The sequence below is a fragment of the Parabacteroides gordonii MS-1 = DSM 23371 genome (assembly GCF_000969825.1).
GTDB lineage: Bacteria > Bacteroidota > Bacteroidia > Bacteroidales > Tannerellaceae > Parabacteroides > Parabacteroides gordonii.
The window spans coordinates 2,423,062-2,449,095 of sequence record NZ_KQ033919.1 but is presented as its reverse complement, the minus strand read 5'-3'; the positions used below and the strand labels follow the sequence as shown (position 1 = coordinate 2,449,095).

The 26,034-nt window shown below is 39.9% G+C and carries 18 protein-coding genes; all 18 read right to left on the bottom strand.

What is annotated here, in order from left to right:
* Positions 1-8: 8 nt before the first annotated feature.
* Positions 9-3,311, bottom strand: coding sequence for a SusC/RagA family TonB-linked outer membrane protein (locus HMPREF1536_RS09445; RefSeq protein ID WP_225607964.1), 3,303 nt, complete (start codon positions 3,309-3,311; stop codon positions 9-11).
* Between the two features lie 255 nt (positions 3,312-3,566).
* Entirely contained in the window at positions 3,567-4,562 is a 996-nt protein-coding gene (locus tag HMPREF1536_RS09440; RefSeq protein ID WP_225607965.1) for a FecR family protein, read from the bottom strand.
* Positions 4,563-4,696: 134 nt separating this feature from the next.
* On the bottom strand, positions 4,697-5,257 hold the full coding sequence (locus HMPREF1536_RS09435; RefSeq protein WP_044193562.1) for an RNA polymerase sigma factor: 561 nt from the start codon (positions 5,255-5,257) through the stop codon (positions 4,697-4,699).
* Positions 5,258-5,461: 204 nt separating this feature from the next.
* Positions 5,462-8,605: a DUF5107 domain-containing protein gene (locus HMPREF1536_RS09430; protein WP_028730129.1), complete on the bottom strand. Its 3,144-nt coding sequence runs from the start codon at positions 8,603-8,605 to the stop codon at positions 5,462-5,464.
* Between the two features lie 174 nt (positions 8,606-8,779).
* Positions 8,780-11,770, bottom strand: a complete 2,991-nt coding sequence (locus tag HMPREF1536_RS09425) for a glycoside hydrolase domain-containing protein (protein WP_028730128.1) — start codon at positions 11,768-11,770, stop codon at positions 8,780-8,782.
* 21 nt (positions 11,771-11,791) lie between these two features.
* Positions 11,792-13,555 (bottom strand): RagB/SusD family nutrient uptake outer membrane protein, encoded by a 1,764-nt coding sequence (locus tag HMPREF1536_RS09420; RefSeq protein ID WP_028730127.1) that lies wholly within the window; start codon positions 13,553-13,555, stop codon positions 11,792-11,794.
* A gap of 17 nt (positions 13,556-13,572) precedes the next feature.
* Positions 13,573-16,971: a TonB-dependent receptor gene (locus HMPREF1536_RS09415; protein ID WP_044193560.1), complete on the bottom strand. Its 3,399-nt coding sequence runs from the start codon at positions 16,969-16,971 to the stop codon at positions 13,573-13,575.
* Between the two features lie 207 nt (positions 16,972-17,178).
* Entirely contained in the window at positions 17,179-18,165 is a 987-nt protein-coding gene (locus tag HMPREF1536_RS09410) for a FecR family protein (RefSeq protein WP_028730125.1), read from the bottom strand.
* Positions 18,166-18,243: 78 nt separating this feature from the next.
* Entirely contained in the window at positions 18,244-18,828 is a 585-nt protein-coding gene (locus tag HMPREF1536_RS09405) for an RNA polymerase sigma-70 factor (RefSeq protein WP_044193558.1), read from the bottom strand.
* Between the two features lie 584 nt (positions 18,829-19,412).
* Complete coding sequence (tyrS, locus tag HMPREF1536_RS09395) at positions 19,413-20,705, bottom strand: tyrosine--tRNA ligase (protein WP_028730123.1); 1,293 nt, start codon at positions 20,703-20,705, stop codon at positions 19,413-19,415.
* A gap of 114 nt (positions 20,706-20,819) precedes the next feature.
* On the bottom strand, positions 20,820-21,458 hold the full coding sequence (locus tag HMPREF1536_RS09390) for a TatD family hydrolase (RefSeq protein ID WP_028730122.1): 639 nt from the start codon (positions 21,456-21,458) through the stop codon (positions 20,820-20,822).
* A 2-nt stretch (positions 21,459-21,460) separates the two neighbouring features.
* Positions 21,461-21,682: a membrane protein insertion efficiency factor YidD gene (gene yidD, locus HMPREF1536_RS09385; RefSeq protein ID WP_028730121.1), complete on the bottom strand. Its 222-nt coding sequence runs from the start codon at positions 21,680-21,682 to the stop codon at positions 21,461-21,463.
* Positions 21,682-22,068: a ribonuclease P protein component gene (gene rnpA, locus HMPREF1536_RS09380; RefSeq protein ID WP_028730120.1), complete on the bottom strand. Its 387-nt coding sequence runs from the start codon at positions 22,066-22,068 to the stop codon at positions 21,682-21,684. Before rnpA ends, yidD begins: the two co-directional genes overlap by 1 nt.
* Entirely contained in the window at positions 22,058-22,825 is a 768-nt protein-coding gene (locus HMPREF1536_RS09375; protein WP_028730119.1) for a uroporphyrinogen-III synthase, read from the bottom strand. Before HMPREF1536_RS09375 ends, rnpA begins: the two co-directional genes overlap by 11 nt.
* The gene (locus HMPREF1536_RS09370; RefSeq protein WP_028730118.1) at positions 22,822-23,550 is read right to left on the bottom strand and encodes a DUF4271 domain-containing protein; all 729 of its coding nucleotides are present in this window, start codon (positions 23,548-23,550) and stop codon (positions 22,822-22,824) included. The genes HMPREF1536_RS09375 and HMPREF1536_RS09370 overlap by 4 nt, the downstream gene beginning before the upstream one ends.
* Before the next feature lie 170 nt (positions 23,551-23,720).
* Positions 23,721-25,073, bottom strand: a complete 1,353-nt coding sequence (gene lpdA / locus HMPREF1536_RS09365; protein ID WP_028730117.1) for a dihydrolipoyl dehydrogenase — start codon at positions 25,071-25,073, stop codon at positions 23,721-23,723.
* Between the two features lie 46 nt (positions 25,074-25,119).
* A complete protein-coding gene (locus HMPREF1536_RS09360; RefSeq protein ID WP_028730116.1) occupies positions 25,120-25,542 on the bottom strand; it encodes a PH domain-containing protein in 423 nt (140 codons plus the stop codon).
* Position 25,543: 1 nt separating this feature from the next.
* Positions 25,544-25,927, bottom strand: a complete 384-nt coding sequence (locus HMPREF1536_RS09355; RefSeq protein WP_028730115.1) for a hypothetical protein — start codon at positions 25,925-25,927, stop codon at positions 25,544-25,546.
* Between the last annotated feature and the right edge of the window lie 107 nt (positions 25,928-26,034).

Sequence of the window (26,034 nt, the reverse complement as noted above, 5' to 3'; positions counted from 1 at the left end):
ATACTTTATTAGAAATCAACTTTAATATTAAAACCCATATATCGTTGAGAGGGAGAGTTCAGTTCTTCTTTCTCACCACCTTTTTCCGGATCTGCATATTTAAAATCTTTAGCCCACAAAAGCAGGTTCTGACCGGTAAAGCTGACTGCTGCATTCTTCATGCCCACTTTATGGCAGACAGCATAGGGTATTTGATATGTCAACGACAAATTCCGAAGTTTAAAGAATGTCTGGCTCAACATATTTTGCCAACTTGGACTGGCATGGGAATCGTGATATTTCGTAATATAACTTTCATAAGACACCACAACATCGTTAGGAGCAAAGACTCTGGTATCTTCCAGCACATTGCCATCCGGATCTCTTCTCACAGCACCGGAAACAACTTTTACACCTTCTCCAACATAAGATATTTTTCCGTCTACTACTTCGTCGTATCGATACTGATTATCCGAATCCACATGTGTTCCCGAATTCCATAACATCTGATGTGTTTTGGAATAGGATGTTCCTCCTACACGTCCGTCAAACGTAAAGCTTAACGACCAATTTTTATAAGTAAAAGTATTTGTTATACCCCAAACCAGATCAGGGACATATTTACCCACTTTCTTTTGGAAAGTCTGCCGCACAGGTATACCGCCGTTATGAACGATATTACCATCCGGATCACGTTCCCAATCATTAATAGCAATCCAATCCCAATCGGCTCCTTCTTTAATCCAGGGACGTTTAGTCGAATAATCAGGATCCAGCTTATGATAAGTATACTTATCGTGTGACCAGTTTGTCAGAATATGCCAATTGAAATCTTTCGTTTGGATGGGTGTCCCTCCCACTACTAATTCTACTCCGCTACGTAAACGCTGTTCTTTACTATTCGTCTGGATAGATTTATATCCTGTAGATTCACTTACGCCTCCATTAATAATAAAATCAGACTCTAACTTATGATAATAGGCAAAGTCTATATTCAACCGTTTCTGGAAAAAGGTTTGAGCCAGACCAGCTTCCCAAGTTTCCGATTTCTGAGGAAGGACAATCCCTCCAATCAAAGTTTCAGGATAGGAAGCTGTAGACAAACCATCCCAAACGTTCGTTGTAATGCCGTACACATTATTATTAGCATATATCTCTGCATCTTGCTTGGTTGTAGTCCACGATCCTCTTACTTTCAGAAAATTCCACCAGGAAGGTAACGGCAATATTTCCGACAAAATTACACTACCAGCCACTGAAGGATAAAAATAAGAACGTTCATCAGAACGTAGAGTTGAAGACCAGTCATTACGTCCCGTAATATCCAAATAATAGGTACTATTCCAAGAGACAGAAGCCTTCCCATATAGACTATTTACCCGTTTCTGCTTCAAACCGCTTGTTGCACTGACAGGATCGGAAGATGAATTCAATGAGTAATATCCAGGGATCGAGAGTCCCCCCTGCGTTTTACTCAACATATCATCATTATGCAGATAAAATATGTTACCGCCAAACATTCCATTCAAATTAAACTTTCCCCATGTCTTATCGGCCATTAACATAGCATCCGCATTAACACTGAACTTAGTATCTTTATTTATACTGTAATATCCTTTCTTATCCCATGCTCCGTTTGCACTGATCGCATTTCTGGATTCTTCCCGTTTGTTATAGACATCAGCACCGGCACGAGCCATCGCCTTCAACCAGGGAGTAATCTCATAACTGGTATTGATGGATGTATTGAACACATCTGTATCATAGGAAGTAATCTGTTCATAAGCTTTAAACCAGGGATTGTCATACCAACTCTTATCATACCAGTTCTGCATTTCATTCTCTTTCCCTTTTACCCAGTAATCCCTATAATCGCGGATATCATATTCAGTACCACCCCAGATTACCATATTATAGATATAGCTACTACTATATCCCGAACCTACTGTGTTTGACGATACACGTTTATTGTATGCTGCCGTTGCATCCATCGAGAACTTTTGCCATTTCATTTCACCACCTACGGAAAAAGTCATTTTATTCAACTTCTGATTCGGATATTCTCCCTTATTATAAACCTGTGTTGCAGATGCTCTGAAGGAACCATACTTCCCTTTTTGGGTAACGCTTACATTGTTATTTGTTACCATGCTAAACTGAAGGAAGTTTTTGAAATTATCTTTTCCTTTGGATGTAAGTTCCATTTCTCTATATTCGTACGTTTTCGGATCCCACTGAACAGCCGTTCGTCCTATATCCAGCTTATCTCCCCACACTGAATTATTATTATACTTACCGCCGGTACCTGCACTATATGAATGCTGAGTTTCCGGAAAAGCCAGATAACCGGAGAAAAACATAGTATTACTATTAATATTAATGTTTAATCCTTCCTTATCCGATCCTTTCTTTGTCGTAATCATAATTGCACCGCTTGAACCTCTTGCCCCATATAAAGCAGAAGCAGTTGCTCCCTTCAGGACGTCTACGGATTCAATATCATCGGCAGCTATTTCATTTATCGATAAATTGGCATATGGAATACCATCCACAATCAACAAAGGAGTGGAACCGCGTAAAGAGATCGTTGCATCCTGATCAAATTCAGTGTTGTTCTGAATATTCAACCCGGCGATTTTACCCGTTAATGAAGTAGTAATATCGACAGATTTTGCCATCGGCATATCATCACCACTCATCTTTTGAACAGAATAACCTAAGGCTTTTTCTTCTCTTTTAATACCTAAAGCTGTAACTACAACTTCTCCCAGGGCCTGCGAATTCTCTTTCAAATGAATAACCAGTGTAGCCCTATTCTTAACCGGTAAGTCCTGAGTAATATAACCAACATACGAAACGACCAAAATTGCTCCCTCTTTTACAGTTAGTGAAAAGTTACCATCCATATCGGTAATCGTTCCATTAATCGTTCCTTTTTCCATAATATTCGCTCCGATAATGGGTTCTCCATTCGCATCAGTTACGGTTCCTTTCACAAATTTAGTAAGATTGGTATTCGTATTCTGAAGTTCAGGTTCAGTAAGTACTACCTGAGTCTCTCCTTTTATGGCATAAGCAACAGGTATCTGTTGAACGATTTGCCCCAATACGACTTCGATACTTTGATCATTTGTTTCAACGGTAATCGGGGTATTCATACCAGGAAGACCTTTCTTATAAAAAAAGCGATATTTGCTTACTTTTTCAATTTGCTTCACCACTTCCGAAGCGGGTTTGTCTTTCATTTTGACGGTTATCTGAGCGTGGATTTCCAATAGCGGAAAGGTTAACAATAATGTCAGAATAACCATCTGTTTAAATAAATGCTTCATGTTACTCATTTTTCTTTTAATTAGAAATAAGATGTAGATAAAATAAATGTTTGTAACTTTGTAAGCAGAAGAGTCCTGTTAATAATAGTCGGTCTCCTACATCGGCTATATCAACTTTAGGGATATCTGCTAAAACTGTATTGGTGAGGTAACTCTGTAAAGGGTTACCTCTCTTCTTTTCTTTTATTCCTTCCTCATAGGCATTTTGTTAGATTAGACATTAGATTTATTTCTATATATGGTTAACAGGCCCTGTTAAGGATCCCTTCTTTTCAGGAATACAGTATCTCCTTTATTTTCATATACCACGGGAGTAGTCAGGTTGATGATGTCGATAAAGTTTTCAAGGCTATTATTTCGGACAGTGCCTATATAACATTCTTTCTTTAATGATTCATCTTCTATATATATAGTCGTATTGTACAGGCGATTTATTATGTGTGCGATTTCCTCCAGCGACTCGCCATCGAATGTGATTTCATTCTCCCGCCAAAGGGCTATATCCTTCATAGTATTATCTTCGTATTGGAAGAAATCCCGGGTCAATAGATCGACTTTCACAGACTCATGCGGTTTAAGGATAGTCACATGATCCTCATAACTCACTCGTACAGATCCCGAAAACAACGATGCAATAATTTTATTATCATTTTTGTATGCATTTATATTGAATGCAGTTCCCAAAGCTTCTACTTGCATACCTTTTGTTTCCACAATAAAACGTTTATCCGGATTTTTAGCTACTTCAAAATAGGCTTCTCCCATCAATGCCACATTCCGTTCTTTCATACCATAATCTGCCGGATAACTGATCTTCGTATCAGAATTCAACCACACTTTCGTACTATCAGGCAAGGTGACAAAAGCTCGTTGCCCTTTCTCTGCCGATACCGTAAAATTTTGTGTCGACAATTGTTTTTGTTTATGAAACATATTATAATTAGCCAGACTCAAAACAACGATTATGCAGGCCACCGCAACCCGTTGCCAGATCTTCCGGGAAAAATACGAATGCCACGGAATAACTTTTATCGTTTTTTTCTCTTCACCCAAATCACGATTCAGCCTGCGATACATACGTTCCTGTACGTCCCTAGGCATCTCATCCGGACTATCCTTCCATACATTCTCAAAAAGCATGAAGAACTCTTCCTGGGATGCACACTGCCGGAACCATTCCATCAGCTCCCGGTTTTCTTCTTCGGTAGTGGAACCAGCTATCAAACGGTGAAGTAATTCTATTCTCATCATTGACTCGTTTATTATAATAGTCAGTTAAATGTATCTACTACTTAGTCAAAATATAAAATACGCACATGTTTAACTTTAATTCACAGATTGATTATCATTTATAGCAAGAAGTATTTAGTAAAAAGAAGTGTATACTACATGGAAAGATAAATAAGAAGGAAAGCTATCGCTTTATTTCCAAGCACTTTACGAAGTTCTTTCAAAGCCTGATAGATATGTGCTTCTACCGTACGTTCGGACAAGGATAGTTTTTCCGCAATTTCTGCATGCGATAGGTTTTCAAAACGGCTCATGATAAATACTTTCCGACGCATTTCCGGAAATGACGAGATAACATTAAAAATGTATTCCCGCAATGATTCGGCTTCAATCGCATCTTCTTCTGAGCTAGACATCCATTTTACATCATTGAGATCTTCAACCGGTAGATTTTTATGAAGAGCTTCTTCAATATATTTATAAGCTAAATTACGGGCGATGGTTGAAATATAGGCTTCAAAATTAAGTTCGGGCTGGATATTCTCGCGTTTTTCCCAAATAGTCAGAAAGAGTTCCTGTACCACATCTTCAGCAATATCAGAATCATTCAACAAATACAGAACGGTATTGTATACCTTGGAGCTATACTGCCAATAGACGGAATTAAAAGCATCCCTGTCTCCTTTTTTAAGACGATATAAAAGTTCATTATCCATACTTATCGCAATCTCCCTCCATTAAACATAAGCTCTTATGTTTCTTCCTGAAATAAAGCACCAAAGATAATAATTTTATCCTCCAAAGAAAATACAAAAGCCCAAGAAACATATTACAACCCGAAGCAACAATAAGTGTGTCACTCCAGGTCGATATGCACTTACAGCCAATTCATACAAACAGGCAGTAATAACTCATAAAAATTAAAACAAACGGACGATCAGCTCAAAATCAGAATCACGGAAAGAAGATTCCCATGGTGTCGTATCCGTCTGTTCCTTTCGTGACTTGAGCATTTCTGCAGCTTTCTCTTTTTCACCACGGTAGATAGCAGTACACCACTCAGCTATACGATTTTCCGGAAAATCCGTACTCCAAGAAGTAACCATACGGTTTGCCTCCGACTCTTTTCCTAACTCACGTAAAGCCAAAGCACTTAACAGATTTCCGGAATTGAAATAAGAATGGGATGTCTGATAACCGGCAACGGCAGATAACAACGCAGATGCCTTTTGCTCATCTCCTTGTCCGGCAACCGCCTTTGCTTCCAGATAATCTTCCAGACGGCTGTCGATCATATTATCGTAAGGTTTACCTACACCTAAGTTCTCCGGCCATTCTTTCGATGCTTCTACACTTTTCATCACCTGTTTATAATTCTTGCTTCTCAGTAGTTCCATCACCCGATACAAATTGGCCTCACGATAAACTGCACGTCCTGCATACGAACCTTCATTCGGTAACACCTGTATTTTACTTAATAAAGAGATACATGGCTGATATTGGCCCGTTTCACATAATGCTTTTGCATACTTCAAGCCAATATAATAGTTCGAAGGATATTTTTTTATATATTTCTTTCCGATTTCAACAGCCTGTTGCCATTGATTATTGGAGATATAATAGTTGATCAAAGCAAATCCGGTGCGCCACGATTCATCTACCTGCTCTGCCTTTAACAAATCCGTCAACCGGGATTCACCCTCTTTTAAAGAAGCACGACTCAGATAAAACGGTGCATAATTCGCTCCGCTACACCCCTCAAACAGTGCCAATGCTTTCGCTTTATCCTGATTAACCCAATAAATCAAACCTTCATAATAGCTGATTTTCCAGTCTGGCCGAATCGTCTTTGCCCACTCCAACGCTTTTAAAGAAGTAGGACGAAAAGGAAATACAACTTCCGGAGACTGAGCGTTTGCCTTTTCTAACGCAATCATGCTTCCGGCCTCATCTCCACTCTTATGCAATAGCCAAGCTTTTTTATAAGCTGCAATCGGATAATTTTCTGCAAAAGATAATAAGGTCAGGGCCTCTTCATTACAACCTACTGCTTCATACCATTCTGCCAATTCCATGTAAATCTCGAAAGGAAGCTCGTTACGAATCAGAGATCCGAAGTCTTTTTCATCCATTCTGTTCAGCAGGTAATTCTCAAAACGTGCGGCATGATACAATGGAAGGTCTTCCAACAATGGGTCGATAATAGCCTTCGCTTTATCCGGCTGACCGGTTTTACGATAAACCACCATTAGAACATGATCCGCACTCAGATTCATTCGATTGAACTCTTTACTTCTCAAGGCATAATGTTCGGCTTTCGACCAGTTATTATCCATCAGGTACATTTCTGCTAACTTCTCATAAGCTGCACTACGGACATCCATTGAATAAGAGGCTACCGAAAAACCGTCTTTGGCATCCGTTTTATTTCCCAATGCCATGTTGCATAAACCATACAGATAATTCGTTTTCCCTTCATACGTATTAATACTCAAAGCGGTTTTACAACGGGAAAGAGCCTCCTCATAATGACCCTGGCGATAATAAAGAGAAGACAAACCAATCAAGGCGGGCAGGAAATAAGGATCTTTTTCCAGCGAGGACAATAAATACTTCTCCGCTTTATCAAGTACTTTCTGGTTCATCCATTGCTCTCCCTGAGTGTAAAGACCATACACGGAATTCCAATCGAAATCGACTGGTGTTAGTTTAGGACGGCTCGTTATATTATCTGAAGGAGCCTCTGAATAGACCAACAGGTTCTCACCTACCACTACTTTCAGTTTCCCGGCAGCAACACTCTCATTCAACGGAATAGAATCTTTCCATGTTTCAAGCACTCCACAGTTAAGAGCGAAAGAACCCACTTCCTTTTCTCCTTCATAAAGCTTTACAGTCGTAGAGAGTTTCTGCAGAGGAGAAAAATACAATTTTAGGTAACCTTTTTCACGCAATACATTCAGGGCACCGATACGACCTGCTTTCGATACTCCTTTGATTCCTTTTACAGGAAACCAGTACTCAGTCCATTGATCCGTTACCTGCGGCCCGAACGCTGTATGTTTATACGGAGTAAAGCTACTGTTAGAAGCAGGTTGATTATACATACGCCCAGATTGAAGTTCGATATACTGACCATCGGTATCTGTCAACAAATCCTCCCAGATACCACCTTCGCGAGAAAGCCCCCATAAGAAAATCTTCATTCCCAACTTCTCATCATAATCTGCATGATGAATAGAGCCAAAATCATAATCATGCCAGTAAGCACCATAAAAGTCGTTATATTTTCCTACTACATGGTATGATTTAGAATTACCAAAGTCGTTCTTTTCATACCAGGAAATATCCCGATCCTGTTCATCCAGAGGGAAAGAATGGAGTTCTCCACCGTGCCCGATATAGTTAGTTCCAGGATAACAGAACTCGACATTTCCGGCTGCCGGATAGCCAGCATTCATCCATTGGTAATAAGGCTGATCGATGGAAGAACTGTTGTGCCAAGTCGTTGTTGTCGTAAAGTAAGCCTTATCCTTCGGTAGATTAACTTCAACTGTCCAAAATGTTCGAGTTACCAGTTCATAGGAAGAGACATAACAACTCACACTTCCGTCTGCTTTCTGTTTGGTTACATAGTCAACCGGAGTGCTAGAGGTCGGCACATGACCAATAATACCAAAATTAAACTCAATTCCCCCCGATGTCCAGGGACCGCGCATCGCAATATCACGAAACTTAACGACATGATTATTATAGATAAATTCCCTCCCAGTAGTTTTATCTACTGCCCCCCAAATCTTTCCGCCGATCTCCGGGAAAAGAGTCAATTTGATATACTCGTTTTCAAGTGAAACTACTTTCCATTGTTTATCAGTCCCTTTAGCAGAGAAACCGTCAAAACGGAAATAGGGATAATACAGATCGGATGGATTGGCCACCGGATCCGGATCGGAGAATGGATACGTTTTAATTGTTTCCACACTTTCGGAAATAGTTGCCTGTTGCTGTGCAAACAAAGGCTGTACCAGCATGACTACGCAAAGGAGTAGTATACTATTTTTCATGATAATCTATATTAGTAAATCAAAATTTTTAAGAAGAGATATAAAACAGAAAAGGAAGTTCTTCTCCAATATTCTCCAAACAGGATCAGAGCAAAGACCTTCCTTTTCTTTTCATAGTATTTTTGATGAAGATCTAAAGGTCATCATCGCTTTACGTAATAAAACCAGAGACTATTACTTTCTTGATAAAACCAACAGCCAACCTTCTTTACTTTTTACAGGAATCCTGTCATCCAGTTTAAAAGTAGAAGCTTGCTGAAAATCTTTTACAAACGGAGCTTCTAATGAAACAGTTGCTTCATTCATGCCTAACGCTTTCCAGTCAAAGGTCAGATGAATACTTTTATCCTGATTGGAGAAGTTTCCAATCGATATCAGCACCTTATCTGGCTTTACATAAGCCGTCGCTTTCACTTCCGGATCGGAGGTTTTGATCGGACAGGCCTCATCCCAGTAACCAAGCATCTTTGCTTCTTCTATCCCAAACGATTTCCACAAAGCCCAAACCGGAGCCGGTGAATATTTTCCATAAGAATGACGTGCAGTCGTTCCGTACACCATACCCAGGAAACGGTTACCACCATCCTGTAACATCTCACTCATTACACCGAACGGAATACCGGAGAAAGTTACGAACCATTCATCCGGATGCATTTCGTTGTACTTGAAGCTCTCGCCAAACCATAACCGATCTACATATGGGAAAAAGCCTGTATACTGATTTGCGGGGCCAACGGAATACCATGTATTAGAATGTAAATCTATCAAAGCCCCCGGATGATATTGATTCATTATCTTCCGCATACGCTTCATCACCGGACGGTCGAATGAAACGTCATCCATATAAATTCCATCCAGATCATAGTTCTCAAACATCCAACGCAGCCCCTCCAGATAATAGTTGATCCAACGGGAAAAACCATTTAATACCAAAGCTGCATCCGAAGTCTCATTAGGCATTTCCGAATACCAAGCTGCCCGATAATCATCGATCAAATGTTCACAGTGCCAAGGTAAACCATATCCCGGACCAGAAACAAATATCTCATGTTTCAAACTTTTCAGAGCATATATCTCCTGTACATAATTCGTCAATTCACGAATGGTATAATATAACTTGACCTTTCGTCCGAACTCATGTTCGTGTTTGATAAATCCAATCAACGAATCCCGTACGATAAACGGATAATTAATAACCGGATTCAAAGGTTTTGCATGATGAATATTAATGATATTCGCACCCTCCTCGGCCGCTTTATCAAATCCCGTATGTTCCGCATGATAATAGCGTTCAGAAAAATGCTTAGCTGGCTCCAATGGCTTAAGCGGTGTAATTAATAAGGCAAACTCGTAACTCCGAGGTTGTACCGACAAAGTATCGACACCTGTACTTGCCACAACCCTAGCGCTTCGCCCTTTAGCCCCTGATATCTGAACCGTACCTTTTCCATGGTTCGACCAAGCTCTGGGTGCTGCCGGTTTGTAGTCATTCAACAGAGGACCATGATAACCTCCCCCTCTATACTCTACGTGTAAACCTGCTTTCGCATTTCCCATCCAATAGCTATCCCATGGACCTTCCCAGTTCCATTGATAGGAGACTGGCCGGAAGCCTCCGCCAAAACCTGTCCCCATGAAATACTCCGAAGCATAAGGTGTATAGTCGGTTTCCAAACGTACATCCTTCACTACCATATCCTGTTCTGCAAAAACTTGTAAATCATAATGGACATATCCATCATACTCCATAGAAGCATAGTTCGTAAAATGGATACCGTCTTTAGAATAAGAGGACTTCCAGGAAACCAGGCCATTTGCATCTTTCTTCAAAACAGCGTCAGTCGCATCAAAAGAAACAGGTCCTTTATTTGTAACGATAACGAAACGGAATGGCTTTGCCAGAACCTGTTCGCCATTGATTTGGATAGAAGCAGGCAAGCCGTTAGATGCAATTTGCAGCGTTTTATCAGTAGCCTGAATCTTGTCGCCATCGACCTCCATTGCCTGGTAAGGAGTAACCGGTTCATTATCTTCACCTATCCGGGAATTCAGCCATCTCAACCTGGCATGTCTCCAAAGGTCACCTTCTCCTTTATCTGCCAGAATCTCTCCAGTAACAGTTATTTTAACCGGAATTGTTTTTGAAGCAATCCCTTCGGCTGAAAAATCGACAGTCCCACGATAAACTCCAGCTTTTGCATTTTCAGGAATCTGAACTCCACACCAAAGAGCCTGAATATCTCCTTTCGACACATGAATATTAAAAGTGATCGGTTTACCATCCCAGTTAATGCCTTCCTGATTAAAGCAAGTGATTTCCTCTTTAGCAATCGTAGCGGAACCATTTGTCAAATCGCTGAATGAAAGCCTGACGTTATTCAATTCCTCACGAGCAGCCCAAACTCCAATCTGCCAAACATAATACTCATTTCGTAAAGCAACACCTGCAAACGATCCGGCTGGTCCGTTTTTTACCCAACGAACAGGTAGCTGGTGAGGTAAACGAATCGGAAAAGCCCTGTCTTCCGGGAATAAGATCGGAGTTTCCGGATACTGTCTCAGTAAACTATCCGTTTCAGCAGCCGTTGCAATAATTCCCATCGGAGTAAAAGCATCAAATTTAGAACGGCTTTCAAAACGGAGTACTTCTGCTTCAGGCAGATCTCCGGACAATGCAGACTTCCATGTATTATCCGCTTCATAAACCGGAGACAGATAGTCATTCCAAGGCTTACCATAACGGGCATCTCCCCATCCTTTTCTATATTTGTAAGGCAAATAATAAATATAGTAAAGCCCTTTTCCTGATACAGGCTCAAAAATAACTGTACCAGACTCCGAAGAAAAATCCGAAACTTCTACATTCCTGATCTCCTGGCCTGTTTGCGCATCAACAACTATAATCTTTTTGGTTTCAGGACGTAAATCCGGCCGACGCCATGGTAATACAGCCTTAACAGCTGTATTACCATTTATATCGGAAACCTGCACCACTGCTCTGTGATTACCTTGCATATCAGCTCTCCACATACTATCCGCCACCATGAAAGGTATCCCATCCGGGGCAAACGGAAGATACTGACTATCGCCATTCAGAGTTTCTGTTTTTGGGGAACAAGACAACAAACATAAGAACAGTCCTACATATCCTATATATTTTTTCATCGATTCATCATTGATTATACATTAATAACCTGGATTCTGATCATCCTTCAACAATGGATTCACATCTATAGCAGTAGTAGGTATCGGCATCAACATCAAACGATCGTCCCATTTCTTGTTAATTACCATATAACCATTCGGAGCAGTTGACGGGCCATTCAGGTATTTATTGCAATATTCACTTCCATAGCGCCTTACATCATCGTAACGATGACCTTCTACAGCCAATTCAATACGTCTCTCGTTACGTAAAAAATCGATTGCTTCCTGTGTACCCAAAGAAACTGGAACATTCGGCATGCCACAACGATCACGTAGCAAATTCAAAGCAGAACGAACCTGATCATCATAACCGACTGTCATTAAATGAGCTTCGGCAAATGTCAGCAGGACCTCTGCATAGCGGATAGTTGGATAATCTTCGGCTGCACCATATGGACTAGCAACGTAAGGATTCCAGGATACCATTTTACGATAACTAAACCCAGTCCACGATTCATTACCATTCTTGTTGATCACATCCGGGTTCCATTTGTAATAAAACTCACCAACAGCTGTTTCATGCCATCCTTTAAACGGGAACATCAACGTCACATACAGACGACTGTCACGATTCTTGAACTCTTTCATATAATCATAGGTCATCAAGTTGGGACCGGTAGCAAAAGCCTTATAATCCCCGGCACTTAAGTCTTTGGTGTCGTTCCATATCTTGTCATAATTAGCCTTACGGGTATCCACCGAGATTTTCTCCGGAATGGTCTTTCCATCTATATTCCAATAAGCATCTACCAGATCCTGCATCGGTTCAAAAGATGAATAACCATGATGAATAGACATTGACAATGGAATAAAATAAGTATAACGGTATTGATCGTAAGCATATGGATCCTCCATATATTCATGAGTCAGTACATATTCCGGATTAGCTGGTGTTGCATTCGCACCTTGCCAAAGAGCTTCGTAGCTAAACATGCCTTTCACATATTTATCCTTATCAATACCCAATCCTGCAAAATCTATATACAAGTCCATTTCTTTTGCTTCCTGCTCTTGAGCTGCACTTAATGATGTCAGTTTAAATAATGAATATTTACCACTATCCATTACTGCTTTAGCTGATTTCTCTGCTTCCGCATAATTACCAAAATACAACGCGGCACGGGCACGTAGAGATAAAGCTGCATAACGTGTTACACGACCTGTTTCGTTCATGAAGCCACCACTATAACTCTCTGGTAATATTGCTGCTGCCTCAGCCAGTTCTGTCAGGATAAAATTACGAACTTCTTCCACGGAATTGCGAGCGACAGTTGGTGCGTCATAAGGTAATTCTTCTGTAACAATAGCAATTTTACCAAAATACTGGGTCAGATTCAGATAAGCGAAAGCTCTAAAAAAACGAGCTTCAGCCTTTGTCCTTTCTTTTAGTTCTTCACTCATATCACAACCTTCAACACGGGCTATATATGAGTTAGCTGTCCGGATCGCATTAAATTTATAATCACCATAGGTAGCAGCAGTGTTGATACCGTTTTGCTGAACCATCTCCATATTACCTTCCCAAGGCTTATGGCTGTGTGCATTATCCGTACACATTTCATCCCAGATATCCAATCCCGGCATAGATTGATAACAGCCGTTCAAAGCATACCAGGCATCCTTTTCCGTTTGCCAGAAATTTTCGGCAGAGATCTCTGCCGGTGGAACCACATCCATATCGCAAGAGGTTAATACTCCTGTTAATGTGCAAAATAGAACTAAACTTTTTATATGTAATTTCATAAACAATTCTCCTTCTATTAAAATGAAACATTTACACCAAACGCTAAAGATTTACTACCTAAAGCACGAACAGTACTACTGGTTGCCTCCGGATCAAAATCCTTCATCTTCTTGTCTGCACGAATAGTAAACAAATTTTCTCCGGTCAAATATACCTTCAATGAAGAGATACCCAAACGTGACACTACATTCTTTGGGATATTATACCCTAAAGTCATTGTTTTGAAACGGAAATAGTCTGCATCAAACAAATGATAGTCATTAAAAGCTCTATTATAAGTAGTATGCGGGCTACTTGCCGTATAAATTCTCGGATAAATGGCATGAGGATTGGGATTAGCTTCCGTCCATCTGCCCATATGGTATTTTCTCGGATTATCCTGACCATGGAAGAATGGATGTACCTGATAAACTTCAAAGGCCACGTCTGCACCACTAATTCCTTGTCCAAAAATTGAAAATTCAAAGTTCTTATAATTTACCGAAAGGTTGATGCCATAAGTAAAATCAGGTACTTCACAACCAATAATCATACGATCATTATCCGTAATTTCTTCTCCCCAATTCAACTTACGTTGAGGGATAAATTTGGTATCACCTGCATTGGGAGTAACTCCGCCATAAGTATAATAATGTCCGGCATCAATCTCTTCCTGGGTATATAAACCGTCACTCTTGAAACCATAGAAAGAGCCAATAGATTCTCCTTCACGCAAAATATATTTAGCCACACCATGACCATTTTCCAGATTCTTGATTATATCGTTTGAAGAAGATAAATCAGTTATCTCATTATTGTTTGTTGCAATATTTGCACTGATCATATAAGAGACATCTCCTATTGTATTACGATGTGCCAATGCAAATTCAAATCCACGATTACGTACTTTCGCTACATTTTGTGAAGGAGCATTTGCAATTCCTGTTTCCAGTGGAACATTGTAAGCCAGCAGAATATTGCTGGTATTTTTGATATAATAATCAGCTGTACCACTCAATTTACCATTCCATAAATCAAAGTCCAGACCAATATCAGTCAAAGCCACCTTTTCCCAGTTCAGTGAAGGATTAGCCGGTTTCGTTTCCTCGATCACTTTGGCAGGTGAATCACCAAAAGAATAATAAGCATCTACATCTGAAATCTTACGACTTCCATAGTTCTGAAAATAATCATAATTACCGACATTATTAATATTACCTAGCGTTCCATAAGATGCTCTAAGTTTCAAATTATCAATAATGTGACGTGTACTTTCCATAAAAGACTCTTCACTGATCCTCCAGCCTGCTGAAAATGAAGGGAAATATCCCCAACGATTATCAGCATGGAAACGGGAAGAAGCATCCGCTCTAAAATTTGCTTCAAGCATATATCGTTCCATCAACGTGTAGTTGATACGGCCGAAATAAGAAAACATCTTATATTCTTGCATACTGGAACCATTCTTATATAATGAACCGGATGTTGCTCCTGCTGACAGGTCGTCAAATGAATCAGCCGGGAAGTCCTGGCGGGAAGCCATTAGTGTTTCTTCCTGATAATGTTCATAAGATACACCGGCCAAAGCTGAAAGCGAGTGGATATCTTTTGTCCAATTATAACTGGCAGTTCCTGTATAAGTCAAGAAATTGTGTTTTTTCCAGTTTACTTCCATTGAGTTAACAGTATTACCCGTACCACCGATTACCGTACCCGGATTCAAAAAGCTTGGTACATCGTCTTTCAAACTAGTATATGCCTTATTTTTGTATTCATACGATTTATAGGTACCCTGGCCTGTGATAACCAGACCTTTTATCGGTTTCAAATCAAATGCCAGTTCATACATTGAATTTTCAACCGTATTTTTAGTCCAATCATTCGTACTATAGGCACGCAGTGGATTACCTCCGGCAAACGTACCACTGGCTTCATGCCCCGACTCTACTGATCCCCATTCACCATTAGATTGGCGAGCTACGAAAGTACTCGGAACAATCAGCATATTATCAAACGAAGGTGTTCCTCCGTCAATATCTTTATTACGTTGGATATATTTCACACTTCCACGAAACGTCAACCAATCTGTTACATCTGATGATACATTCAAATTCAGATTATACCGTCGGGTATCCCGATTCCGGATATTTTCTGTATCATATACATAGCCTAATCCTGCAAAATAGCGCAACTTCTTAGTTCCTCCCGAAAAGTTCAAAGAATGCTTGGTAGTAACAGTCCAATCATCAAATACCAGGTCCACCCAATTCGTATTCGGATACAGATCAGGCTCAGTTCCTTTTCTGAACAGCTCTATATCACTATCCGAATATCCCTGATTTTTCCCTGCGGAAGGGTTCGTATTATACAATGCCTCATTATACAATTCTGCATATTCCCAAGAGTTGACCAGATCCTGTGTATAGCTCGGTGCTTTCATACCCACCATACCGCTGTAAGAAACCTCCATTCGTCCGTCCTTCCCTTGCTTTGTTGTGACCAACACGACACCATAGGCTGCACGTGAACCATAGATAGCTGAAGAAGCAGCATCCTTCAGAAAAGAAATATTTTCAATACTGTTCGGATCCAAATTTGAAAAGAAAGTTGCATCAGCAATAGCACCATCGATTACATAAAGAGGTTCGGATGTGCCTAAATTACCACGACCACGAAAATTGATAGAAACGTCCTTACCAGGACGGGAAATAATAGTTACACCTGGAACTGTTCCTTGAATAGAGCTTAATACATCTGTCTGTACCCGGTCTTTGATATCATCTGAACTGACAGAAGCTACAGAACCAGTCAGGTTAACTTTCTTTTGTGTACCATAACCAACTACGACTATTTCATCAAGCGCCTTAAAGTCTTCACTTAATGTAACATTTATCACCGTTCTTCCCGCTACATTAATCTCTTGCGTATTATAGCCTATATATGAAATAACTAATTTGGCATTTGCAGGAACAGTCAATGTGAACTGACCATCCATATTAGTTACAGTTCCATTGGTTGCAGACTTCTCTAAGACATTTGCACCGACGATTGGTTCCCCATTCGAATCTTTTACAACACCCGAAATAGTAATACCCTTTTGCTGATTGATATTTTCTAAAGCAGGAACGGCTTTATCTGCTTTATATAAAACAATATGTTTATCGCTAATAAGATATTTTACACCTTCTTTTTCAAAAAGCTGATCCAATACTTCTGTAACGGTTTTGTCTTCAATGGTTATGGAGACTTTACGTTGTGTATTAATCTGGTTAACATTATAAGTAAAATAGAATGCACTTTTCTGTTCAATAATTGAAAGGACATCCTGCACCGAAGAGTTCTCAACATTCAGAGAAAATTTTACCGACTGCGAATAAGTCACACTTGCAGTAATTTGCATTGTACCCAATAGTAAGAACAACAAGATACATCTCATAATAAACAATGTTTTTCGGAGCCATGGCGACTTCTTATTATCGCATGACATGCTTTTCATAATAAATTTCATACATTTGTAAATGATTAGTTAGTAATAAATTTAGGTCATCTCTAATACGTTACTTGCTTAATCCGAACCGGGGATGTTTGCGGCATCTTCGGTTCTTCATTTTTTACAACATCTAAGTATTCTTCATAAGCATCCTTATTTTATAGGTTTATAAATTTGTATATGATCCCCCTGAATTTTATAATCCAGTTTGCGGGTTTCTTTCAATAATGTTAGTACCTGATTTATTTTAGCAGTTTCTTTAAAACGACAGGTAAATAATTCAGTGTCGAGCTCCCGGTCTTTTACTGTAATATGAATATTGAAACGACGCTCCAGATCAGTTACAATATCAATCAACTGCTCATTTACATAAGCAGCTTCACCAACTGTCCATGACCTGACTAAAGAAGCATTGATTGACTTATTAACTGTCAATCCATTTTCTTTAGAATAAGTTACCTGCTCATTAGGTCTTAGTGTAACTTTATGTTCATTATCATTTGTAGCGACTTCTACCTTTCCCTCTGCCAATGTTACTGCAGAAGGTTCTTCATTGTATACTTTCATATTAAACTTGGTACCCAATACCTTTACCTGAAGTAAATCTGCATGTACGACAAATGGGACTTTCTCATTATGCGCAACCTCAAAAAAGCCTTCACCCTCAAGCTCTACATCGCGATCCTTAGAAGAGAACCGGGCAGGATAAGTAAATTTACTATGAGAATTTAGCCAGACTTTTGTTCCGTCAGATAAGGTCAAAGAAACTCTTTGGCCATTAGGAACTTCAACTATATTCATAGAAGAAGGTTCTTCCTGCAATAAAAAATATAAATTGGTACTTAATAATCCAATCATTATAATCGCTGCAGCATATTTTACCCATAATAGATAGGACGATTTTCGGCTTGTCTCTACTTTTATATCCTTTTCCTGTAATCCGGACATAAAACGGGCATAGGCCATTTCAATTTCTTGTTTGTCAGAAAAACGCAGCTGGTCTTTCAAGCTCCAAATACGTTCCATCTCAAATAACCAATCGGCATTAGCCTGATCGGCAGCAATCCATCCATCGACTTCTCCTATTTCCTCCGGTGTGCAACGGTGAGTTAAAAATCGTATTAATATTTCCTCATTCATACATCTTCCTTATCGTTTATATAAAGAAGACAACTGAGACATTCAAAACTACGTAGTCAAAAATGGAAAAAATTCAACTTAATTTATAATCCGGAGAAAAACAATATAAAGTATCAGCAAATCTTTCAAATCTTCCCGTAGAAAAAGGACTGCAGTCCGGACATGGCTCGCAACTGTGCGCACTGATATTTCAAGTTTATCTGCAATTTCTTTGTGGGACATATCTTCATAGTAACACAAACGGAACACTTCCGCTGCTTTTGGTGGTAATTTTTTTACAGAAGTCTCAATCTGTTCACGAAGATCCCAATCAATTACTTGTTTCAAAACATCATTAGAATCAGTCCGGTCATTAAGGAAAGAAATACGAGCTTCGGCTATTCGTATTTTGGCTGTATATTCTTCTATAACCATTTGATGCTTCAGGTAGTTCAAGCACCTGTTTTGAAGGACTTTAAAAAGATAGGATTGAACATTGTTTACATCTATCTGATGTTTTTGTTCCCAGTAATATGCAAAAATATCCTGTACCAAATCCCTAGCTGCCTGATCATCTACGAAACGGCAAGCTAACGACATGAGCTTCGGATAAAAGTGAACAAAAAATCTTTTAAAAGCTTCCTGATCTCCTTCTTTTATTCTATGTACATCAATAGGCCCCAAGTTATAAATTACTTAATTGCATAATAATCCTCATCAGTTGTAATACGAAGTTCTTGAGGAACTAAGATATTTCTTCAGTGACAAATATAAACTATTTATATTATAAATGGTTAATTACAGTGTTTTAATCCAACGATTTCATTATAAATAGAAAAATAGTCTTTAAAAACGAGTATTTGTAAGTGAGTAAGATAATTCATTTATAATTTTGATTATCAGATATATAACATTATAAAAGTACCTTAGTTCCTCAAGAACTCTATTCTTTCATTAAAAAACTAAGTCTAAAAAAAGTATCAATCCTGCTAAAGTGAAACACAGTCCCTACATGCAGTATCAATTCTTCCGTTATAGCCAAAAAACATTCAGTAAATAAAAAGGAGAGAATTATAGAAAAAAAAGGTCTGAAACGCATGCGTTTCAGACCTTTCCTTTTTCTGTTGTCTCACGAGGATTCGAACCTCGACAGACAGAACCAAAAACTGTAGTGCTACCATTACACCATGAGACAATCCGGCGCTTTATCTAAAGCGATGCAAAGGTAAGAATAAAATCTTACCCTGCAAGCGTTTTTTGCAATTTTCTTATTTTGCAAGCAGGAGATAGTAGTTCTTTTTACCTCTCTGAACCAGCATATATTTTTCATTCAACAGAGAAGAACAGTCAATAACAGTTTCTGCATCAGCCAGTTTATCTTTGTTTATACTGATACCGCCACTCTGCACCAATTTACGCATTTCACCTTTTGAAGCGAAGACGGGCGCCTTCTCTGTAAGCAAGTCGATAGCCTTCACACCGGCACTCAGTTCATCGCGACTTACCTCAAACTGCGGAACACCTTCAAATACAGCCAACAGCGTATCTTCATCCAACTTCATCAAAGATTCGTGGGTAGAGTTACCAAACAAGATATTAGATGCTTCAACAGCTGCCTCATAGTCTTCCAGAGAGTGAACCATTACAGTGATTTCTTTTGCCAGACGTTTCTGCAACGGACGAAGGTGAGCTGCTGCTGCTTGTTCTTCTTCCAGTGTCGTAATCTCTTCCTGACTCAAGTCTGTAAAGATCTTAATATAACGGGCAGCATCGGCATCGCTTACATTCAACCAGAACTGGTAGAATTTATAAGGAGATGTATAACGGCGATCCAGCCAAACATTCCCTGATTCTGTTTTACCGAATTTACCTCCGTCTGCTTTTGTGATCAGCGGACAAGTAAGAGCGAATGCTTCACCACCTGTTTTACGGCGGATCAGTTCCGTACCGGTAGTAATGTTACCCCATTGGTCGGAACCACCCATCTGAAGGCGGCAACCTTCATTCTGATACAAGAACAGGTAATCGTATCCTTGCAACAACTGGTAAGAAAATTCAGTGAAAGACATACCTACACTCGATTCGGAGCTAAGACGTTTCTTTACAGAGTCCTTAGCCATCATATAATTAACCGTCAGGTGTTTACCGATATCACGGATAAAGTTCAGGAACGAATAATCCTTCATCCAGTCGTAGTTGTTTACCAACTTGGCTGCATTAGGAGCATCTGAATCGAAATCCAGGAACTTCGACAACTGCTTTTTGATGCTGTCCTGATTGTGACGAAGCGTTGCTTCATCAAGCAGATTACGTTCTGCCGACTTCATTGAAGGGTCTCCGATCATACCGGTGGCACCACCGACCAGAGCGATAGGACGGTGTCCGGCACGCTGCAAATGCTTCAGCATCATTACACTAACAAGGTGTCCGATATGTAATGAATCGGCCGTCGGGTCAATGCCTACGTAAGCAGAAGTCATTTCTTTCTGTAACTGCTCTTCTGTTCCGGGCATCATATCATGAATCATGCCCCTCCATCTTAATTCTTCAACAAAATTCATCGTTTTAATTATTCATTATTATATACTTAATGCGGACAAAGATACGACTTTATGTAGACACACAAATCATAAAGTGAACAAAAGCATAACATTTATTCAACTTAGAAAGCTTTATCATATGGTCGGAAACAAACGGCCTACCGTTTGATTAACCTGATTACCCAACTCATTAACAGAGATTTGGAGACCTGAAGCAAGACGTTGGTAAATATCTTGTATGGAACAGGACGATTCATCTGTTTCAATCAACAAACGTTCCGGCCAGGCTCTACGTAAAGACGATATCTGAAAATGTTCTCCAAAAGACAGATAAAAACCTTGTAAAATCAATTGCTGTGCGAGTTCTCCGTTACCACGAAAGCCGTGAATGATCCAGGGGATATGAGGTTTCACTATTTTTCTGACAGCAATAAGTTCTCCCCAGGCTTTTACACAATGAATAATAAGTGGTTTTTTCAACTTTTCAGCCAATACGGCTTGCCTTAAAAAAACATTCTTCTGAATATCTAAAGGTGTTTTCACCAGCTTGTCAAGTCCGGCTTCACCAATAGCGACAATAGCAGAGGAAGAAGCAACCGATTCAAGACAGGAAATCTGCTTATCTACATTATATATATACCACGGATGAATACCGGCAGAGCACCATTGAGCAGGCATGGATAAATCACATTCCTCCCTTATAATCGTATTTACGATTGCGATATCCTCCGGATGAACCGAGGGTTGATGAGTATGTATATCGTAGTAAATCATATTTACGGCACCGGATCATACCCGCTTCCACCCCAGGGATGGCATCGGAGCAATCGTTTGACAGCGAGGTAAAGCCCTTTGATCGGGCCATATTTCTTCAGGGCTTGCACAGCATATTCGGAACAAGTAGGCGTATACCTGCACGAAGCCGGTGTCATGGGAGAGATACAATATTTATAGAAATAGACCGGCAACAGAAGGAGTGTAGTAAAGAATTTCTTCATTATTCCTTGTCACGCAATATTTTGATTGCTTTCGTCATTGCTTTCTCCATATCGGTAAAAGGATGTATTTCTTTGTCCAGATACAGGAAGGCAACGAGCATTCGCTTATTTTTTTCTGTCAACGGATCGATCAGATCATATTTACGTACCCGGTAGGCTTCACGTACCTGACGCTTGATCAGGTTTCGTTTAACGGCACGTTTGAATTTTTTCTTGGGAACGCTGATCAGGATAGAGACAGGAGCCGCCATCTCTTCTTCCAGCGGTAAATAAACGACCCGCAGTGGAAACGCCACAAACGATTGTCCTTTTTCAAACAACAGGTCAATGTAACGTTTCCACGACAGGCGCTCTTCTTTAGAAAGGGTATACCTTTTATTTTCCATTCTTTTTATTTCCACCCAACTCTTTCTTCAGATATAAATCCAAAGCAGCCGTCATTGAGGGAGCTTCGGGAGTAGGTGCTTCCACATCCAGCCTGAGGCCGGCATCCTTTACCGCTTTCGCTGTAGTAGGACCAAAACAACCGATCTTTATATCTTCCTGTTTAAAATCGGGGAAGTTCTTCAATAAAGAAGAAATACCTGAAGGACTGAAGAATACCAGCATATCGTAATCGAACTTCTCATCTTTTGCAAATTCGTTACTTACTGTTCTATACATAATAGCTTTTGTATAGTTAATCTTCTTTGCATCCAGCATAGCGGTCAGATCTTCTTTATGCACGTCTGATACAGGCACAAGATATTTTTCTTTCGCATGCTTTGCAATAACGGTAACCAAATCTTCAGGCTTCCCGGTCTGACCGAAAAATATCTTACGTTTTCTATACACGATATACTTCTGAAGATAAACTGCAATAGCTTCCGTCATACAGAAATATTTCATTGTTTCCGGAATGGTGACACGTAGTTCTTCACATAAATGAAAAAAGTGGTCAATAGCTGTACGGGCAGTAAAAATTACCGCCGAATAGTCCAGAATAGAAATTCTCTGCTGTCTGAACTCTTTAGATGAAAGAGCTTCTACTTTGATAAAAGGACGGAAGTCGATTTCAACCCCGTATTTCTCTGCTATGTCGAAATACGGTGACTTCTCGGATGCAGGCTTCGGTTGCGATACCAACAACTTTTTGATGTTCAATGCCATAGAGTACTCGTCTCGATAAAGTTATACAAAAAAATCATACCTTCATACAAAAATATAAGAGGTAAAATTTCTTGGGTGCAAAGGTACAAACTAATATATAATAAACCTGCATTATTCTTGTGAAATATCCGTATTGTCTTATAAATTATTACAAAACGACACAAAAAATAGAAAATACAAAACAATATAACGGGTGCTACTGTTTTACTTCCTACAAACAATAACCAAAGGACAGGAATATATAATAAAATGCCCCAACTACCCATCGTTGCATTATAACTTTTCTTCCAAAATCTGTATTTTTCAGGAGAAGCAAAAATAAATCCCAACAGCGAATAACAAAATTGCTTAAACTGGAAGAACAAGAACAGCACACAAAAAATAAAAACAATTGTAAAAAGGACTTCTTTTTCTCCTAAATGGCTGGCTATGCCTCTTGTACGGGCAATAGTAAACAGAGCTATACTACACAGAAAAAGCGCCTGAAATATCATAAAATGGCGGAAGAAAGTTTCACTTTTCCCTACTGTTTCGTCAAACAGATTCTGCCGTTCCTTTAAATACAAGACATCCTTCAGCATCTTTATAAAATGCTGATAATTAGCCCGGAATATAATAGCAAAAGCAACCAGCAAGGATAGCAGCAATGAGAAGATCACATCATCCACCAACTGTCCGTCCCACAAACGAATTCCCACATATCCTTCAAACATATTCATGCATTGCAATTTAGCTCTGCAAAGATAGGGAATAATATAAGGCAGAACAAAAAATCAGCAAAACAGGAAATCCGAATGCTTTGCTGATTATAGTTTCACCCTAATGAAACAACTGTTTCACCTAGGAGAAACAAGTGTTTCATTAGGGTGAAACTATTTAAACCAAGTAATTAAACGAACAATGTTTCTTTTATAATCTCCCCAACGGTAGGATGTGGGAAAACGATCGACCGCAACTCGTCGGCTTTCATGCCTTTTTCTATTGCAAGACCTGCGATAACGATCAGTTCAGAAGCCGGGTTACCCAGCAGATGGGCACCGATCACTGTTTCATCTTCGGCCAGGATCAATTTACAGACCCCGCTTCCCTGTTCATTCTCTGCCACAAAACGACCGGAGAAAGCCATCGGTAATTTCTTTACCGTATAAGGAATACCTTCCGCCTGAAGTTCTTCTTCCGTTTTACCAACACCGGCAATTTCGGGATTTGTATATACAACACCCGGTATTGCTTTATAGCTCATTCCGTCGCCGGCTTTTCCCTGAATATGTTTCACCGCTACTTCAGCCTCACTGACTGCTGTATGAGCAAGTAAAGAGAAGGCCGTGATGTCGCCGCAGGCATATACATTGGGCAGAGAAGTCTGCATATATTGGTTCACTTTTATACCGTTCCGGAAAGGTTCAACGCCTAAAGTTTCCAGGCCGAAGCCTTTGGTTACCGGACGCCGGCCTACACTCAGCAGGACTTTCTCTCCACTGATAACAAAGCTTTCGTCCTCTTTCTCGACAGTGACTTCACCACCGTGAACAGCTGTCACCTTATGGCCCAGATAGAACTTGATCCCTCTTTTGGCATATTCAGCCTGAAGCATTTCGGATAGTTCCTTATCCATCGGGCCTAATATCTTATCCAGCATTTCCACCACATGTACTTCCGTTCCCATGCTATTGAAGAAAGAGGCAAATTCCATACCGATCACTCCTCCACCGATAATCACGAGAGAGGCGGGAAGTTCTTTTGTCTGCAAGGCTTCACGGCTCGTCCAGTATTCTGTCTCTGCCAGGCCGGGGATCGGCGGGATCACGGTTTCAGAACCGGTACACAGCAACAAGTTGGCTGCTTCATAGGTTTCTTCACCACAGGCAATAGTTATGGTTCCATCAGCGGCACGCCCTTTTATCTCAGCTTCACCGTTGACTACAACCACTCCATGTTCCGTCATCTTCATACGGATACCGGCGGTAAGTTTCTTTACCACTTTATTCTTACGGGCAATGATCTTAGGAAAATCAAATGTCGGATTCTCCGCTTTGACGGCATATTTCTGTGCATGCTTAATGGTATCATACACTTTAGCCGAATAAAGCAATGTTTTTGTAGGAACACATCCTTCATTGAGGCAGACACCGCCCAATGCGTTTTTCTCGAAAAGTATGGTAGAAAGTCCACCGGCAGCCGCTCTTTCGGCCGCAGTATAACCGGCAGGTCCCCCACCGATTATAGCAACATCGTATTTCATGTTATCAGATTTAATTAAGTTTTATATTGTGATTCTATTCTTCTTGTTATAACAACCCGGCATTACTCCTAATCTCGATATCCGGATTAAACTTCTTCAGCAGCTTGACAAATTCTTTCTCATTCTGGGGAGATATCAGCATCCACATCTGTCCGTTCTTCCAGATAACGATTCTATCCAATGATAAAGAATAACTGAAAACGGGAAGGATAGAAGGTTGCAACGCCTCTATATCAGCAATAGCGATTTCTTTTTTAGGAAAGAAACCGCAACGGAGCAGCAGCATGCCGTCTGTCGTAACCACATAATAGGTATTGAAAAACACATGCAATGTCAATGCACTGGCGACCAACGAAATAACAATAGCCGCTACATTCTGGTGCAATACGGATACCACACACAAAACTGCCAGCACAATGATCAGCAAATGATACCACCAACCGATCTTAGATTTAAAGACTCTATCCATTTTACGAATTTTCGCGCAAGATAGTCATTTCTTCATTTACTTGTTGTAAAGCCGCCACAAAACCTTCGGTATCGACCGGATGAACCGTGTTCGTATATTCTTCGTCTTTATAAGGTTTACTATAATATACTACCACGCTACCCGACTCTTTTACAAAGACTTTATCGATTGCTTCAACAGGGATGGCCACAAAATTTCCTTGTGTCAGGTATTTGCTGTCTATTCTGTATGGCTGGAAGGCAACGCAGGCGATCGCTACAACTGCAACATAGATAAACCAGGGCACATCATTCAAATAGAATAACCCGAAAATGATTAACAGGCAAACGGCAATCGAGAGATGTTTCGGAGTTATCATCCGTTTTCTAAATGCTTTCTTTTCCATAACTTTACGTATTAAAGTTAGTAATAAGCAATATTAAGCATTTTTATCCTTATAATCAAGTACTTTCCGTTATTTTTATGGTTCTTTGCTCCTATCCGAAAAAATCC